Source organism: Vreelandella neptunia (assembly GCF_034479615.1).
In the GTDB taxonomy this organism is placed as follows: Bacteria; Pseudomonadota; Gammaproteobacteria; order Pseudomonadales; family Halomonadaceae; genus Vreelandella; species Vreelandella neptunia.
In genome coordinates this window covers 4110603-4127249 of the sequence record NZ_CP140255.1, presented here as the reverse complement: position 1 = coordinate 4127249, position 16647 = coordinate 4110603, and the positions used below count along the sequence as shown (strand labels likewise).

The window sequence follows — 16647 nt, the reverse complement described above, 5'->3', positions numbered from 1 at the left end:
AAGGTACGGTGCCCGTTGAACAACTGCGGCACTGCAATAAGGTTAAGCAAGGGAGAACACGAGTGAAAATAGGTGCACCGAAGGAGAGTGCCCGGGGGGAAGCGCGTGTTGCGCTAACCCCCGAGAGCGCCAAGCAAATCCAGAAGCTAGGCCACGAGTGCTTAGTAGAATCCGGCGCGGGCCTAGCGGCGGGCTTTAATGACGACACTTATCGCGATGCGGGCGTTACCGTAGTGGAAGGAGCCGACGCGCTCTGGAAAGACGCCGATGTGGTCATTAAAGTCCGCGAGCCCTCGGATGAAGAGGCCGAGCGGCTGCGGCAAGGCCAAACCTTGATTGCCTTCTTCTGGCCCGCGCAAAACGAAGCGCTGCTTGAGAAGTGCAAGTCTCAGGGCGCCACCGTTATTGCCATGGATATGGTGCCGCGGATCTCGCGCGCCCAGAAGATGGACGCGCTCTCCTCCATGGCTAATATCGCTGGCTACCGCGCGGTGATTGAGGCGGGCAACAACTTTGGCCGCTTCTTTACCGGCCAGGTAACGGCGGCAGGTAAAGTGCCCCCGGCCAAGGTATTGGTGATTGGCGCTGGCGTGGCAGGGTTGGCCGCGATCGGTACCGCTACCAGCCTGGGCGCCGTGGTGCGAGCCTTTGACGTGCGCCCTGAGGTCTCTGAACAAATCGAGTCCATGGGCGCTGAATTCCTGTTCCTCGATTTTGAGGATAGCCAGGATGGTTCTGAGAGCGGTGGCTACGCCTCGCCTTCAAGCCCGGAGTTCCGCGAGAAACAGCTTGAGTGCTTCCGCGAGCAGGCAGCCGATGTGGATATTGTCATTACCACGGCGCTGATTCCCGGCAAGCCCGCGCCCAAGCTTTGGCTGGAAGACATGGTCGAGGCCATGAAGCCGGGCTCGGTGGTTATCGACTTAGCCGCCGAGAAGGGCGGCAACTGCGATCTGACCAAGCCTGACGAGCGAGTGGTATCGGATAATGGCGTAGTGGTCATCGGCTACACCGACTTCCCTTCGCGCATGGCCACCCAGGCGTCGCTGCTTTACGCCACCAATATTCGCCATATGCTGACCGATCTCACCCCCGAGAAAGAGGGCGTGATCAATCACAATATGGAAGACGACGTGATTCGTGGCGCCACGGTGACTCACGAAGGCGAAATAACCTTCCCGCCACCGCCGCCCAAAGTAAAAGCGATTGCTGCCGCTAAGCCGAAGAAGAAAGAGAAAGAGCCCACGCCGGAAGAGAAAAAGGCCACTGAGCTGGCCGCCTTCAAAGCGCAAACCAAGCGGCAGGTGAGTCTACTGGCTGTTGGCGGCGTACTGATGCTGCTGCTGGGCCAAGTGGCGCCGGCGTCCTTTATGCAGCACTTTATTGTCTTTGTTCTTGCCTGCTTTATCGGCTTCCAGGTGATTTGGAAAGTGAGCCATTCGCTGCATACGCCACTAATGGCGGTAACCAATGCGATCTCGGGCATCATTATTTTGGGGGCGATTCTGCAAATTGGCTCCGGCAGCGCAGTGGTTAGCGTGCTGGCGGCGATCTCAGTGCTTATCGCGTCAATCAATATCGTGGGTGGCTTCCTGGTGACACGCCGGATGCTGGCCATGTTCCAAAAATCCTAAGCGGCGGAGAGACGATATGTTAGAGCAAGGATTCGTATCTGCCGCGGCAATCGCGGCGAGCGTACTGTTTATTCTGTCGCTAGGCGGCTTGAGTAACCAGGAGAAAGCCAAGCGGGCCGTATGGTACGGCATCGTGGGCATGGCGGTGGCGGTGTTCTTTACTGCCCTCGGCCCAGGTATTGGCGGCTACTGGTGGCTGATCCCGATGATGCTGATCGGCGCAGGCATCGGCGCCTATGTAGCGGGCAAGGTCGAGATGACCGAAATGCCTCAGCTAGTGGCAGCGCTACACAGTTTTGTTGGCTTAGCAGCGGTATTTGTGGCCTGGAGCGCCGATTTGGAGCGTCGCCGTGTTATGGCCGCGCGCGCCGCCGAAGCGTCTTTGGATCAGTTCTCCGCCTTTGCCGCGCTGGTAGCCACAAAAGCCCCTGATGAGCTGATGTTCCTGCAGGTTGAGGTGGTGCTGGGTATCTTCATCGGTGCGGTGACCTTTACCGGCTCGGTGATTGCCTTTGGCAAGCTCGCAGGCAAGGTGGATGGCAAGCCACGTCAGCTGCCCGGCGGGCATATGCTGAATGCTGGGGCGGCGGTACTGTCGCTGCTGTTGGCGATTCTCTATCTGAACGGTGCTGGCTTCTGGACGCTGTTGGTGCTTGCGGCGCTGGCGTTCTTTATCGGTTACCACCTGATTATGGGCATTGGCGGGGCCGATATGCCCGTGGTGGTCTCCATGCTCAACAGCTACTCTGGCTGGGCGGCGGCAGCTATCGGCTTCACGCTTTCCAACGACCTGCTGATTGTGACCGGTGCATTGGTGGGCTCATCCGGTGCGATTCTCTCTTACATCATGTGTAAGGCGATGAATCGCAACTTCGTCAATGTGATTCTAGGCGGCTTTGGCGGAAGCACTGGGCCCGCGGCAGAGATTGAAGGCGAGCAAGTGGCCATAGACGCCGGTGGTGTAGCGAGCGCCTTGAACGACGCCGACAGCGTTATTATCGTGCCGGGTTACGGCATGGCGGTGGCCCAGGCGCAAACCGCAGTGAGCGACTTGGTGCGTAAACTGCGTGCAGCGGGCAAGACCGTGCGCTTCGGTATCCACCCGGTGGCGGGCCGCTTGCCAGGGCATATGAACGTGCTGCTGGCGGAAGCCAAAGTGCCTTACGACATCGTGCTGGAAATGGATGAAATCAACGACGATTTCGCCACCACCGATGTGGTCATCGTGATTGGCTCCAACGACATCGTGAACCCTGCGGCCGAGGAAGACCCCAATAGTCCTATCGCTGGCATGCCGGTATTGAAGGTATGGGAAGCCAAGCAGGTGTTTGTCAGCAAACGCGGCCAGGGCACCGGTTACTCCGGTATCGAGAACCCGCTGTTCTTCAAAGACAACACGCGGATGTTCTACGGTGATGCCCGGGATAGCCTGAATACGCTGTTGCCGCTGATCGATTAGGCCTTTGTGTTTTAGCTACCCATGCAACTTAGCTGGACGCTAGGCTACTAAAAGCCATTAGGTACTGAGCCCGCGAGCAATCGCGGGCTTTTTAGTTTCTGTGCAGGGCGCGGCTACTCCTGCTATGGTCGAATACCCCCTTATGTGGTGAGCAATGGCTACTATGGATCAACGCCCCAACCCCCGAGTACTGCTGCGTTTGCTGGGTCTACTGCGCCCCTACCGCACGCGGTTGGCGCTGGCTGGCCTAGCGCTACTCATGGCCTCGGGAAGCGTGCTGCTGCTAGGGAATGGATTGCGTCTGGTCATCGACAGAGGCTTTCTCGCCGCTGATCAGCAGGCGTTGGCCCAAACACTGGGTTTAATGCTTGCCGTCGTCACGGTGCTGGCGCTTGCCTCTGCACTGCGTTACTACCAAGTGACCTGGATTGGCGAGCGCTTGGCCGCCAACCTGCGCCAGCGGGTGTTTGATCATTTGCTCACCTTGGAGCCAAGCTTTTTTGAAAGCGCCAGCGACGGCCGTGCCGCGGGGGAGATCGCATCACGCCTGACGGCGGACACCAGCGTACTACAGAGCCTGTTTGGCTCCTCGGTATCGCTGGCGCTGCGCAATCTGGTCATGCTGGTGGGCGCCGTGGTGCTCATGCTGGTCACTCAACCGTGGCTCTCGGCAATGGTGCTGATTGGCATCCCCGCCACTCTGCTGCCCATCGTGTGGTACGGCCGTCGGGTGCGGCGGCTTTCGCGTACCAGTCAGGATCGCGTGGCCGAACTGGGTCGCTATGCTGAGGAGGCGCTGAGCGGTATTAAAACGCTTCAGGCATTTACCCACGAGGCGGTGGATAAAAGCCACTATGGCCAGCGGGTTGAACAGGCGTTTGGCAGCGCCGTAGAGCGCACTCAGCAGCGCGCCTGGTTAACCGGTGTCGCTATGTTAGTGGTGTTTACGGCGGTTGGCTTAATGCTCTGGCAGGGCGGTCAGGCGGTGCTAGACGGCACCATGAGCGCGGGTGAGCTATCGGCGTTTATCTTTTACGCCGTGCTGGCAGCAGGGGCAATTGCCACCCTGGCCGAGGTCGCCGGGGATGTGCAGCGCGCGGCAGGAGCTGCAGAGCGCTTATTGGAGCTGCTCGATACGCAGCCCGCTATCCAGTCGCCGGTAAATCCGCAGCGCTTGCCAAGCCCTTCGCGTGGTGAGATTACCCTGGAGAACGTCACGTTTACCTACCCTGGTCGGGAAACCCCAGCGCTGAACGGGTTTGACCTGCACATTAAACCGGGAGAACGAGTAGCGGTGGTGGGGCCTTCCGGGGCAGGTAAAAGCACGCTGCTGGCGCTGCTGCTACGCTTTTATGACCCCAGCCAGGGGCGCATTACCTTGGATGATAGGGATGTCCGTACGCTAGATCTTGCCGCCTTGCGCCGTGCCATGGGGTTGGTGGCGCAGGAGCCGGTGCTGTTTAGTGGCTCGGTGGCCGAGAATCTGCGCTACGGAGACCCCGAGGCGGATATCGATAGATTGCGCCTTGCCGCCCAGGATGCCAGCACCCTCGACTTTATTGATGCGCTGCCCCAAGGCTTTGATACGCCCCTGGGGCCAGGTGGGGTGCAGCTCTCCGGTGGCCAGCGTCAGCGGCTCGCTATTGCCCGGGCGCTACTTAAAAACCCCGCGGTGCTGCTGTTGGATGAAGCCACCAGCGCCTTGGATGCGGAGAGCGAGCGGCTGGTGCAGCAGGCGCTGGATCGGCTGATGGTGGGCCGCACCAGCATCGTGATCGCCCACCGGTTGGCGACTGTCATCGCCGCTGACCGCTTGTTGGTGCTGGAGGGTGGGGAACTGGTAGCGGCGGGCACCCACGCTGAATTAATCACCACCAGCGCGCTCTATCGTCATTTAGCCGCGTTGCAGTTTGGCGGTGAAACGTTATAAAACGGTTCTTTTAACGATGGGAATACCGATGTCGAGTTTCTTTCAGCGCCTGAATGCCGTTAATGCCCCTTCGATTGGCCTGGGCTGCATGAACCTCTCCCACGGTTACGGTAGCATCGTGCCGGAAAGCGCAGCCTTACGGGCGCTGGATGAGGCCTTTGATATGGGCTATCGCCACTTCGATACCGCCACGCTGTATGGCGCCACCGCCAATGAAAGTGTGGTTGGGCGAGCTTTGGAGGGTAAGCGGCATCAGCTCTTTCTAGCTAGTAAATGCGGTATGGCGATGGATCCTGAATCAGGCAAGCGGGTCATTGATGGCCGCCCGGAAACCCTGCGCAAGCAGTGCGAAGCCAGCCTTGCACGCCTACGTACCGACCATTTGGATCTCTACTACCTGCACCGCTTGGATCGCCAAGTCCCCATTGAAGAGAGCGTGGGTGCGTTGGGGCGCCTGGTGGAAGAAGGCAAAATCGGTGGTGTGGGGTTATCTGAAATTTCTGCGCTAACATTGCGCCGTGCGGCAGCTGAATATCCTATCGCAGCGGTGCAGTCGGAATACTCGCTGTGGACGCGCAACCCTGAAATCGCCCTGATTGATGCGTGCCGCGAGGTGGGAGCAGCCCTGGTCGCGTTTAGCCCTCTGGGACGAGGCTTCCTAACCGGCGCCATTCAAGACCCCGCGCGTCTTGAAGAGGGCGATATGCGCCGTAACATGCCGCGCTTCAGCGCCGAAAACTACCCGCATAATATAAAACTATTTGAACGCCTTGCGACGCTGGCGCAGGCCTTAAGCGTCACGCCGGGGCAGCTGGCGCTGGCGTGGCTAAAAGCCAAAGGCGGCGATGTCATTCCCATTCCCGGCACCCGCTCACCTGATCATATGCGGGAAAATTTAGCCGCGGAAACGCTACATCTCGATGTCACCACCCTGTCTCAGTTGAATGCCATGATGACGCCAGACCAAGTTGCGGGGGCGCGATACAGTGAGGCGCAGCAAGCGGACATCGATACGGAAGAGTTTGAGTCACAGTAATGCAGGTAAATTGGCGATGTATAAAAACTATTAGATCAGTCACTAAAAGCAAATTGTGCCTATGATAGATGTGGGCTAAAAATGTACCAAGTGAGTGACGCGTCCTTTTATCACACGTTGCTGTTTGAGCACGCTGATAAGGGCGCTCACCGTCAGTTGACTTGGTAGCGGCTCTTTCACCATAACCAAGACGAACGCAACCAAGACAAAAGCAGTTAAGACAAAATGACGTTAGAGGGAGAGAGCTATGAGTGGTAAATGTCCTGTAATGCATGGTGGTAATACCTCCACGGGCACGTCTAATAAAGACTGGTGGCCGGAAGGGATTAACCTGGATATCTTGCACCAGCAAGACCGCAAATCAAACCCGATGGACGCTGATTTTGACTATCGGGAAGAGGTCAGAAAGCTCGATTTTGACGCGCTCAAGCAAGACGTCCACGCGCTGATGACCGACAGCCAGTCCTGGTGGCCAGCTGATTGGGGTCACTACGGCGGCTTGATGATCCGCATGGCATGGCACTCTGCGGGCACCTACCGTCTTGCCGACGGCCGCGGCGGCGGTGGTACCGGCAGCCAGCGTTTTGCACCACTCAACTCCTGGCCGGATAACGTCAGCCTTGATAAGGCGCGTCGTCTACTGTGGCCGATCAAGAAGAAGTACGGCAACAAAATTAGCTGGGCGGACTTGATGATTCTGGCCGGCACCGTTGCCTATGAATCTATGGGGCTTCCTGCCTACGGATTCTCATTTGGCCGTGAGGATATCTGGGAACCCGAAAAAGACATCTACTGGGGCGATGAGAAAGAGTGGCTGGCACCTTCCGACGAGCGCTACGCGGACGTTGAAAAGCCGGAAACCATGGAAAACCCGCTGGCTGCCGTGCAGATGGGCCTTATCTACGTTAACCCTGAAGGTGTTAATGGTGTGCCCGACCCGTTGAAAACTGGCCAGCAGGTACGTGAAACCTTCGCCCGTATGGCGATGAACGACGAAGAGACCGCTGCACTCACAGCCGGTGGCCACACGGTAGGTAAGTGTCACGGTAACGGCGATGCGGCAGCGCTGGCGGCTGAGCCCGAAGCGTCAGATGTTGAAAACCAGGGCTTTGGCTGGGGCAACCCAACCATGGCTGGCAAGGCGAGCAATGCCGTAACGTCTGGCATTGAAGGCGCCTGGACAACCAATCCGACCCAGTTCGACATGGGCTATTTTGACCTGCTGTTCGGCTACGAGTGGGAGCTGCGCAAGAGCCCGGCCGGTGCTCACCAGTGGGAGCCGGTGAACATTAAGGAAGAGGATAAGCCGGTTGACGCCAGTGACCCCTCTATCCGCCACAATCCGATCATGACCGATGCGGATATGGCCATGAAAATGGATCCGACCTATCGAGCCATTTGCGAAAAATTCATGGCGGATCCTGAGTACTTCAAGCAAACGTTCGCCAAAGCGTGGTTCAAACTGACCCACCGTGATTTAGGCCCGAAAGCGCGCTACATCGGCCCGGAAGTGCCCGCTGAAGACTTGATCTGGCAGGATCCCATTCCGGCTGGCAGCACCGACTACAGCGAAGAAGTCGTTAAGCAGAAAATCGCCGAGGCCGGCCTGAGCATCAGTGACATGGTCAGCACCGCCTGGGACAGTGCCCGCACTTACCGCGGCTCTGACATGCGTGGCGGCGCCAACGGTGCCCGCATTCGTTTAGCGCCTCAGAAAGACTGGGAAGGCAACGAGCCTGCGCGCCTCGCCAGCGTATTAGCCGTATACGAGAAGATTTCTGCTGACACCGGCGCCAGCCTTGCGGATGTAATTGTTCTAGCGGGCAGTTTTGCGATCGAAAAAGCCGCTAAAGCCGCAGGCTACGACGTTCGCGTACCTTTCCTGAAAGGGCGTGGCGATGCTTCTGCCGAGATGACCGACGGCGAATCGTTCGAGCCGCTAGAGCCGCTGGCTGACGGTTTCCGCAACTGGCAGAAGAAAGAGTACGTGGTCAAGCCGGAAGAGCTGCTGTTGGATCGCGCTCAACTGATGGGGCTGACCGGGCCGGAAATGGTCGTGCTACTGGGCGGTATGCGTGTACTCGGCACCAACTACGGTGGCACCAAGCACGGCATATTCACCGACCGTGAAGGCCAGTTGACCAACGACTTCTTTGTCAACTTGACCGATATGGGCAACAGCTGGAAGCCGGTGGGCAAAAATGCCTACGAGATCCGCGACCGTCAAACCGACGCCGTGAAGTGGACGGCTACCCGCGTTGACCTGGTGTTCGGCTCTAACTCGCTGCTGCGCTCCTACGCGGAAGTCTACGCCCAGGATGATAACGACGAGAAGTTTGTCAAAGACTTTGTCGCCGCCTGGACGAAAGTGATGAACGCGGATCGCTTTGACGTCGCCTAAGCGCTCACACTAAGTACTGGGCACTGTAGTTCTTGTGTAAGTAAGCCTGCATCTTAGGATGCAGGCTTTTTATTGGGCGCTCACTAAGAGGCACCCAAGCGGGTGCCTCTTAGCCTTATTCATGATGAGAAATTAGAACTCTTCCCACTCCGCTACTGCATGCTTTTGCTGAGTGGCCTGGGGAGGGCGGCTAGGCGCTTGAGGTAGTGCAGTGCCTGTCCGCGCTTTATGTGCTGCCGTATAGGGTAGCGCAGAGTTTTCAGCGCCACCTTTACTAAGCACAAACTCGCTCATCAGTTGATCCAGCCGCCGCGCGTTGTCGCGCATATTAGTGGCAAGATTAGCGCTCTGGCTGACCATGGCAGCATTCTGTTGGGTCATCATGTCCATTTCTGCTACGGCGGTATTGACCTGTTGAATCCCTGTGGTTTGTTCCCGGGCGCCGGCGGCAATCTCGGCGATGACATCCGACACCTGGGCCACGCTGTGGCGAATCTCATTCATACGTTCAGCTGCCTCCTTGACGATATCGCCGCCTTCTCTTGAGTGGCTCACCGACATATCAATCAGCGCACGAATATCATGCGCCGCGGATGCGGAGCGACTGGCGAGCGTACGAACCTCGCTGGCCACCACTGCGAACCCACGGCCCTGCTCACCGGCGCGGGCGGCTTCTACAGAAGCATTGAGTGCCAAAATATTGGTTTGAAACGCAATAGAGTCAATCAAGCCGATAATATCGCTAATTTTATTGGCCGAATCACTGATTGCGGCCATCTTAGCTTCCATTTGGTTCATGGACTCGGTGCCACGCTCTGAGGCACTGGCGGCTTCTAGCGCGAGGCTATTCGCCTGTTCGGAGGCTTGGGAAGTATGCGCTACCGTGGAATGAATTTGCTCCATTGAGGCGGAGGTTTCCTGGAGATTAGCCGCCGCTTGTTCGGTTCGCGATGAAAGCTCATGGGTACCATTCGCCATGTCGCTGGCATCGGATAATACCGTGCGAGCGTTTTGGCGCACCTCCTGCAGGGTGGACTGCATGCGCTCCACAAAGGCATTAAAGCCGTGGGCGAGGTCGCCAATTTCATCCTGGCTTTTGGCTTCTAAGCGGCGCGTCAAATCGCCTTTTCCTTTGGCAATATCCGCCATGGCACTGGCGGTATGCTTGATAGGCGCAAGTGAACGCCGCGCCGCGTAGGCAACCACTACCAGCAGCAAGACCAATAGCACGCCCCCCGCCAGCAGCAGCGACTGCAGCAGGCTGTTGGTTACGGAGGTAAAGGCGGCGATAGGAACGGTAACTCCCACTACCCACGAGGTGCCTTCAACGGGGTTCCACATCAGGATAGTGTGCTCACCGCTAGGCATGGTTATTTCGCCGGAGCCCGCCGTGCCGCTGAGTATCTGCTGACTTAGCGCATCCAGCCCTTGATAGCCTTGCTGGTCGGCATCGGTGTAATTAAGCGACATGCGATACTCTTCAACCGGATGAGCAATGACCTTCCCTTGGCTGTCGATTAACCAGCCGTAGCTGCCTTTGCCAACATTAATACCGGAGGTGATATCAGACAATGATGACAGCGAGAAGGCGATACCTATCAAGCCGATACGTTTGCCACGTTCATCGAAGAGAGTTTCGACCATCATTGCTGCTGGAAGGTTGGTTGCCATTGACACGAAAGGGTCTAGGATGAGGCTGTCAGCAGTGCCGTCAACAACAAGTGCTTTGAAATAGGGACGCTCAGAAATATTCAGTCTGGCCCCTTCTTGGTTAATCGTATTTCCAGCAGTATCCGATATAAACAGGGACTCAATGGTGCCGTCTGACGTATAGCGTTTGGCAAGCCACTCAACGTGGGTGTCAAGGGGGGCGCCCGGGACAAAACGTTCGTCCAGCGCAAGCACTGACAGCCAGTTACGATATCCACTAATCCAGCGGCTAATTTCATCCGAACGCGCTTTTACTTGTCGCTCTCCGGCATTGTCTAGCAGTTCTGGAATAGCCTGATTAAGCTGCTGATTGACGACAATGCCTAGAATAACGGCCACCACTAACAGTGGAATGGCGACAGCGGCTAACAGTTTCTGTGTCAGCGAAAGACGAGAAATTCTTTTCATTTTTTGCCTCGATATTTGACCAGTAATAGGTCACTGATTTATGCCGTACTTTAGCTAAGTTGCTTTTCCCTATGAGTTATTGCCGCTGTCAGTCATTGCCAGCCAATCATGCTCAATTCATTAATCGCGGCTAATTTATAAGATATTAATGTTAATTTAGGTAGTTTTTTAATTTTTATCGTAATGCTCACATGGCAGCTCATGTGGTTTTTATGGGCGAGCAAGAACAAGCAATGTCAGTCATTACTGTTTTGCTACTTACATCGAAATTTATGAGAGGTTGTAGGTAGTTGTCGCTGAGCTAAACTAAAAAAGCACCCAAGAGGGTGCTTTTTAGTCTTATACCCGGCGGAACATTAGAACTCCTCCCACTCCGCTACGGTATGCTTTTGCTGAGTGGTCTGGGGAGGGCGGCTAGGCGCTTGAGGTAGTGCTGTGCCTGTCCGCGCTTTATGTGCTGCCGTATAGGGTAGCGCAGCGTTCTCAGCGCCACCTTCACTAAGCACAAACTCGTTCATCAGTTGATCCAGCCGTTGCGCATTGTCGCGCATATTGGTGGCAAGCGTGGCGCTCTGGCTGACCATGGCAGCATTCTGCTGGGTCATCATATCCATCTCTGCCACTGCTGTGTTGACCTGTTGGATGCCTGTGGTTTGTTCCCGTGCGCCGGCGGCAATCTCGGCGATGACATCCGAGACCTGAGTAACGCTGTGGCGAATCTCATTCATACGTTCAGCCGCCGCCTTGACGATATCGCTGCCTTCTTTTGAGTGGCTAACGGACATATCAATCAGCGCACGAATATCATGCGCCGCAGAGGCTGATCGACTGGCTAGCGTGCGCACTTCGCTGGCAACCACAGCGAACCCACGGCCCTGCTCGCCGGCGCGGGCAGCCTCTACTGACGCATTGAGTGCCAAAATATTGGTTTGAAATGCAATCGAGTCAATCAAACCAATAATGTTGCTTATCTTATTGGCTGACTCGCTGATAGCGGCCATCTTGGCTTCCATTTGAGTCATGGACTCGGTGCCGCGCTCTGAGGCATTGGCGGCTTCTAGCGCCAGACTATTTGCCTGCTCGGAGGCCTGGGACGTATGCGCTACAGTGGAATGAATTTGTTCCATTGAGGCGGAGGTTTCCTGGAGATTAGCCGCCGCTTGTTCGGTACGCGATGAAAGCTCATGGGTACCATCCGCCATATCGCTGGCATCGGATAATACCGTACGAGCGTTTTGGCGTACCTCCTGCAGGGTGGACTGCATGCGCTCGACAAAGGCATTAAAGCCGTGGGCGAGGTCGCCAATTTCATCCTGGCTTTTGGCTTCTAAACGGCGCGTTAAATCGCCTTTTCCTTTGGCAATATCGGCCATGGCACTGGCGGTATGCTTGATAGGCGCAAGTGAACGCCGCGCCGCATAGGCAACTACCAACAGGAGCAATACCAATAGTACGCCCCCCGCCAGCAGCAGCGACTGCAGCAGGCTATTTGTTACGGTCGTAAAGGCAGTGATAGGAACGGTGACCCCGACCACCCAGGAAGTGCCTTCCACTGGGCTCCACATGAGAACGGTCTGCTCGCCGCTGGGCATGGTTATTTCACCGGAGCCCGCCGTGCCGCTGAGTATCTGCTGACTTAGCGCATCCAGCCCTTGATAGCCCTGCTGATCGGCATCGGTGTAATTGAGCGACATGCGGTACTCTTCAACCGGATGCGCAATGACCTGCCCTTGGCTGTCGATTAGCCAGCCGTAGCTGCCTTCACCAACATTAATATCGGAGGTGATATCAGACACGGCGGCCATTGAGACAGTCATGCCCAGCAGTCCCGCTCGATTGCCGCGTTCATCGAATACAGTATCAGCAACAATAGCCGTTGGCAGGCCGCTCACCATGGAGATAACCGGATCGCTGAGCAGACTATCCTGGGTGCCGTCCGTCACTAAGGCTTTGAAATAAGGACGTTCGGCTATCTGCAAGTTGACGCCAGCGTGCGTTAACGTAGCACCCGTGGCATCAGTGAAGAACAGTGACTCGATGGTGCCCCCCGGCGGGTAGCGCTTTTCGAGCCAATCGCGGTGAGAGGCAAGCGGCACGTCTTCCACCAAACGCTCATCCTGAGCAAGTACGGAGATCCAATTACGGTACCCGGTAATCCACCGGCTGATTTCATCGGCCCGGGCTTCTACTTGCCGCTTACCGGCATTATCGATTAACGCTGGAATAGCCTGGTTAAGCTGTTGATTGACCACAAAGCCTAAAATAACGGCTACCACTAAGAGAGGAATAGCGACAGCGACCAGCAGTTTCTGCGTCAGTGAGAGACGAGAAATTTTTTTCATTTGTTGCCTCGATATGTTGGCCAGAAGCTGATCACAAGAATATTGGTGAGTGTCATGTTCTGGCTGTTTTATGGTTCCCTGGAATTTTTTACAGCCGCTAGTCATTAACAGCCGATGACTCTTAATGTTTGCTAGTTTTATTATTTTTAATTGAACTAAGCCTTCGGTTTTAATGGCAACGCGGCTAATGGGAAAGTGCACTTTAATAGCTAGTAAAGTGGAACTAAGTAGTGTGTTCCCATTGTTCAATGTGGCGACTCTTTTAGCGCTGCCAAAGCGGCTTGATTGGTCTGCCGCCATCACGAAGGCCATGATATCGCTACAAGGCATGGCGTTCTTTTCCGCGAGAGAGGCGAACAATATCGGCCATCACGGCTAGCGCAATTTCAGCCGGAGTTTTACTACCCAGATTAAGCCCAATGGGCATGGCAATTCTTGCTACCTGGCTTTCTGTCAGGCCGCCGGAACGTAATAGCCGCTCTGCCCGCTGTTGCGAGGTTTGCTGGGAGCCCATAACGCCAATGTAAAAGGCTTCCGTTCGGACGGCTTCGATCATTGCTAAATCATCGATACGCGGGTCGTGGGTCAAGGCCACAACGGCGGTATTGGCATGGCAACCGCCCGAGGCGATAAACACGGAGGGCAGCACCGCCTGCACTTCCACGCCCGCGACAGCAAAATTTTGCCTAGCCTCGTCTCTGGGATCGCAGACAATCACCTCAAAGCCCAGCGTTTGGGCAAACAGCGCACAGGGCTCAGAGATCGCAGAGATCCCCGCGATGATCAGCCGTAGCGCAGGGCCTATGCGAATATTGACGCTAGCTGTATCGAAGGTAACGGCGGGCTCGGTGTTATTCGAGAGGTTAAAGCGCTTGCCGCTGCCATCCAACTTGATACAGCGGGTTAGCGGTTGGCGACCCAGTAACGTGGCATGCATCACTTCTAGGTGAGTGAGGTTTTCGGTGTTGGGCGCTAGCCGTTCAACCAGTATTTCTAGGCTACCACCGCAGGGTAAACGAATATTCGCTGAACCAGCATCCCCGCCATAGCGCACCCGTTGAACCGGTTCGTTAAACTCACCCTTTTGAAGCCGTGCGATAAAGTCCTCTTCGACACAGCCACCTGACAGTGACCCCAGATAGTCGCCTGTCGAACATGCTACCAGCATGGCACCCGGCTCCCGGGGGGCTGAGCCAAAGGTTTTTAGCACCGTACACAGCCAAACGGTCAGCCCCTGGTTGGCCCACTTCAGCGCCCGTTCGATAACCTGTAGATCAAGATGGTGCATTAACTCGCCGCCTCCAGGGGAAGTCGAAGGGCGGCTTTCAGTGCATCGCGAATGGTGTCAGGGGTAAAAGGGGGATGGGTAAAGCGTACCCCCGTGGCATCAAAAAGCGCGTTGGCAATCGCGGGAGCGCCGGGAAGTGAGGCGGACTCCCCAACACCGAGTGGGGGCAGTTCAGGGCGATCAAGCAGCATGACGTCGATGGGAGGAAGCTCCGAGAAACGTAGAATAGGGTAGCCGCCCCACTCTCTGCTGGTCGGTAAACCATCCTCAAAGGTTACCCGCTCCTTTAATGTGCGGCTGAGCATCTGGATCACATTGCCATGCACCTGATGGCGAACGCCGGCGGGGTTCACCATCAAGCCCGCATCCTGACCCACATATAAGTTCTCAATGACAACCCGCCCACTCTTCACATTGACTTTTAGCTCAATCACCCAGGCGGCGAGCGCGGCACCAAAGCCTGGAAATTTACTATGTACGTACTGGGCGTAAGCGAAGCCTCGGCCGTAGCGCCACTCTCCATCGCTTCTCGGGTTGGTGTTGGCGGTACAGGGTTTCCAGTTCGCATGTTCGGCTAACGCTTCGACAAGCTCGCAGGCGCGGTTATCGGCTAAGTAGCGCAACCGATAGGCGACAGGATCTTCACCCGCCAAGTAGGCGAGTTCATCAATATAGCTTTCGTGGGCGAAAGTGCTGGGCAGCGCCGAGACACCACGCAGCCAGGAGGCACGCACCAGGGTCGGGACGTCGTCGCATACTATTTGGCGATGAGGGTAGCGGTAGGGCGGCACCGATGTTCGATCTCCCATCTCAAAGGGGATATCAATGGGTGAGGCGGCGCCGGTCAGCAGCAGTGCCAGAGTGGGCGCACTGTTAGAGGGGTAACGCGTATTAAAGCGATAGCCTGCCGGGCTGCCATCTGCGTTCAAGCCGCCCTGGATGGCCATATACTGAGCAGCCCCTTTAGGCTCCCAGGTGTGCTCCTGCTCACGGGTTAGTTGCACACGAACAGGTCGACCCACCGCCTGAGACAGCAGCACTGCATCCGCGCCAACGTCGTCGGCGCAGTTGCGGCCATAGCAGCCCGAGGTTTCCATGCGGGTAATGGTGATAACGCCTTCATCCAAACCGGTAAGGCGGGCGAGGTCGGCGCGCAGGCTGTGTGGATTTTGGGTGCCCGACCATACGTGCAGGCCATCTTCGTTGGCATCGGCGACAGAGCACGAAGGGCCAATGGAGCCATGCAGTTGGAAAGGCCACACATAGTGACGATGGAGCGGATGTTGCGCGGCAGCCAGAGCGCTGTCGAGATCACCTTCTTCGAGGAGTATGCGCTGTTTGCTGGGCAGGTCGAGCAGTGCTTGCTCTATGTTGTCCAACTGAGGCAAGCCTTCGATTGGGCGCCACTGGATCTTTAGCTGTTTGGCTGCGGCAGCAGCCTGCTCTTCACGCTCGGCCACCACGCCAACAAAGTCACCGACCACCACGACACTTATCACACCTGGCAAATGAGCCACAGAGCTTTCATCTACCGCGATTAAACTGTTGCCAATAAAGTCGCCGCTATCATGGCCTACATAAGGCGGACGAATCACTCGCCCATGCAGCATGTTGGGCAGCCGCAGGTCGTGGATAAAAGTCAATTGCCCGGTGGCCTTGGCGGGTATATCCACGCGGGAGGTTGATTGGCCGACCAGGGTATAATGGCTGACCGGCTTAAGCGGCACCTCATCGGCAAGCTTTAATGCATGACGGGTGCCCCGCAGCAACTCCCCAAAGCTAACGGATGAGCGGTTATTATCACTTGGCGTAATAGCGCCGTTCTGGCAGCTAAGTAGTGAGCGCTCAGTGTCAAAGTGCTTTGCTGCCAGTGTTAATAGGTACTCCCGCGCCTGAGCGGCAGCTCGACGTAAAGGCTCGGCAGTGATCTGAATCGACGCACTGGCAATGGTGGGGCCTTGGTTGGGGGCTTCAACGGAGTTGCCCAGCACCATGGTGACGCTGTCGAACGCGACGCTCAGCTCTTCTGCAACAATTTGAGCGAGCGCCGTGCGTATGCCAGTGCCCAGGTCTACGTGGCCGTTGAAAGCCACGATATGACTATCGCTCAGTACGGCAATGAATATCTCAGGCTCATGAGGGGTAAAGTTTGAGTGTGTACCTGGCTGTCCGGGCGCGGGCTTGGGGGGCGTAACCGGGTCGCGATAGATCACCAGAACATCAGACCCATACAGCAGTGACTCTCTTGTATAGTCTGATTTATAAGCCATGCCTGCCTCCCACGCTAGCGTTTTAGGTAATCAGTGCAGATTAATTTGAGGTGATCAAAGAGCGATAACTAAGGTAAAATTGTAGCGTGTACGCCATAAAAGCATGATGAATTGATCCAGCGCAAGCAGTATTTAAAGCGTTGATGCATCATTTTGTTAACCAGTGCCA

9 protein-coding genes are annotated in these 16647 nt (G+C 56.3%); 5 read left to right on the top strand and 4 right to left on the bottom strand.

The annotated features are described in order from the left end of the window. Positions 1–62 precede the first annotated feature (62 nt). From SR894_RS19060 to katG, 5 genes are all read left to right on the top strand, one after another. The gene (locus SR894_RS19060; RefSeq protein WP_133731534.1) at positions 63–1634 is read left to right on the top strand and encodes a Re/Si-specific NAD(P)(+) transhydrogenase subunit alpha; all 1572 of its coding nucleotides are present in this window, start codon (positions 63–65) and stop codon (positions 1632–1634) included. A 16-nt stretch (positions 1635–1650) separates the two neighbouring features. After that, positions 1651–3093 (top strand): NAD(P)(+) transhydrogenase (Re/Si-specific) subunit beta, encoded by a 1443-nt coding sequence (locus tag SR894_RS19055; RefSeq protein ID WP_133731533.1) that lies wholly within the window; start codon positions 1651–1653, stop codon positions 3091–3093. Between the two features lie 163 nt (positions 3094–3256). Then, on the top strand, positions 3257–5023 hold the full coding sequence (locus SR894_RS19050) for an ABC transporter transmembrane domain-containing protein (RefSeq protein WP_223288536.1): 1767 nt from the start codon (positions 3257–3259) through the stop codon (positions 5021–5023). Positions 5024–5051: 28 nt separating this feature from the next. After that, on the top strand, positions 5052–6059 hold the full coding sequence (locus tag SR894_RS19045; protein ID WP_223288535.1) for an aldo/keto reductase: 1008 nt from the start codon (positions 5052–5054) through the stop codon (positions 6057–6059). A gap of 247 nt (positions 6060–6306) precedes the next feature. Next, positions 6307–8460: a catalase/peroxidase HPI gene (gene katG, locus SR894_RS19040; RefSeq protein ID WP_223288534.1), complete on the top strand. Its 2154-nt coding sequence runs from the start codon at positions 6307–6309 to the stop codon at positions 8458–8460. 132 nt (positions 8461–8592) lie between these two features. Here katG and SR894_RS19035 read toward each other — a convergent pair whose 3' ends face one another. The 4 genes from SR894_RS19035 to SR894_RS19020 form a co-directional block, all read right to left on the bottom strand. Then, a complete protein-coding gene (locus SR894_RS19035) occupies positions 8593–10578 on the bottom strand; it encodes a methyl-accepting chemotaxis protein (protein ID WP_223288533.1) in 1986 nt (661 codons plus the stop codon). Positions 10579–10934: 356 nt separating this feature from the next. Then, the gene (gene htc1, locus SR894_RS19030; RefSeq protein WP_246638175.1) at positions 10935–12920 is read right to left on the bottom strand and encodes a methyl-accepting chemotaxis protein Htc1; all 1986 of its coding nucleotides are present in this window, start codon (positions 12918–12920) and stop codon (positions 10935–10937) included. A gap of 319 nt (positions 12921–13239) precedes the next feature. Next, complete coding sequence (locus tag SR894_RS19025; RefSeq protein WP_223288531.1) at positions 13240–14208, bottom strand: XdhC family protein; 969 nt, start codon at positions 14206–14208, stop codon at positions 13240–13242. Then, a complete protein-coding gene (locus SR894_RS19020) occupies positions 14208–16478 on the bottom strand; it encodes a xanthine dehydrogenase family protein molybdopterin-binding subunit (RefSeq protein ID WP_223288530.1) in 2271 nt (756 codons plus the stop codon). Before SR894_RS19020 ends, SR894_RS19025 begins: the two co-directional genes overlap by 1 nt. Positions 16479–16647: the final 169 nt, after the last annotated feature.

Bases quoted from the DNA above. Each gene is read 5' to 3' on its own strand.
- SR894_RS19055 (WP_133731533.1), top strand. From the start codon at position 1,651: ATGTTAGAGCAAGGATTCGTATCTGCCGCGGCAATCGCGGCGAGCGTA.
- SR894_RS19050 (WP_223288536.1), top strand. From the start codon at position 3,257: ATGGATCAACGCCCCAACCCCCGAGTACTGCTGCGTTTGCTGGGTCTA.
- SR894_RS19045 (WP_223288535.1), top strand. From the start codon at position 5,052: ATGTCGAGTTTCTTTCAGCGCCTGAATGCCGTTAATGCCCCTTCGATT.
- katG (WP_223288534.1), top strand. From the start codon at position 6,307: ATGAGTGGTAAATGTCCTGTAATGCATGGTGGTAATACCTCCACGGGC.
- SR894_RS19035 (WP_223288533.1), bottom strand. From the start codon at position 10,578: ATGAAAAGAATTTCTCGTCTTTCGCTGACACAGAAACTGTTAGCCGCT.
- htc1 (WP_246638175.1), bottom strand. From the start codon at position 12,920: ATGAAAAAAATTTCTCGTCTCTCACTGACGCAGAAACTGCTGGTCGCT.
- SR894_RS19025 (WP_223288531.1), bottom strand. From the start codon at position 14,208: ATGCACCATCTTGATCTACAGGTTATCGAACGGGCGCTGAAGTGGGCC.
- SR894_RS19020 (WP_223288530.1), bottom strand. From the start codon at position 16,478: ATGGCTTATAAATCAGACTATACAAGAGAGTCACTGCTGTATGGGTCT.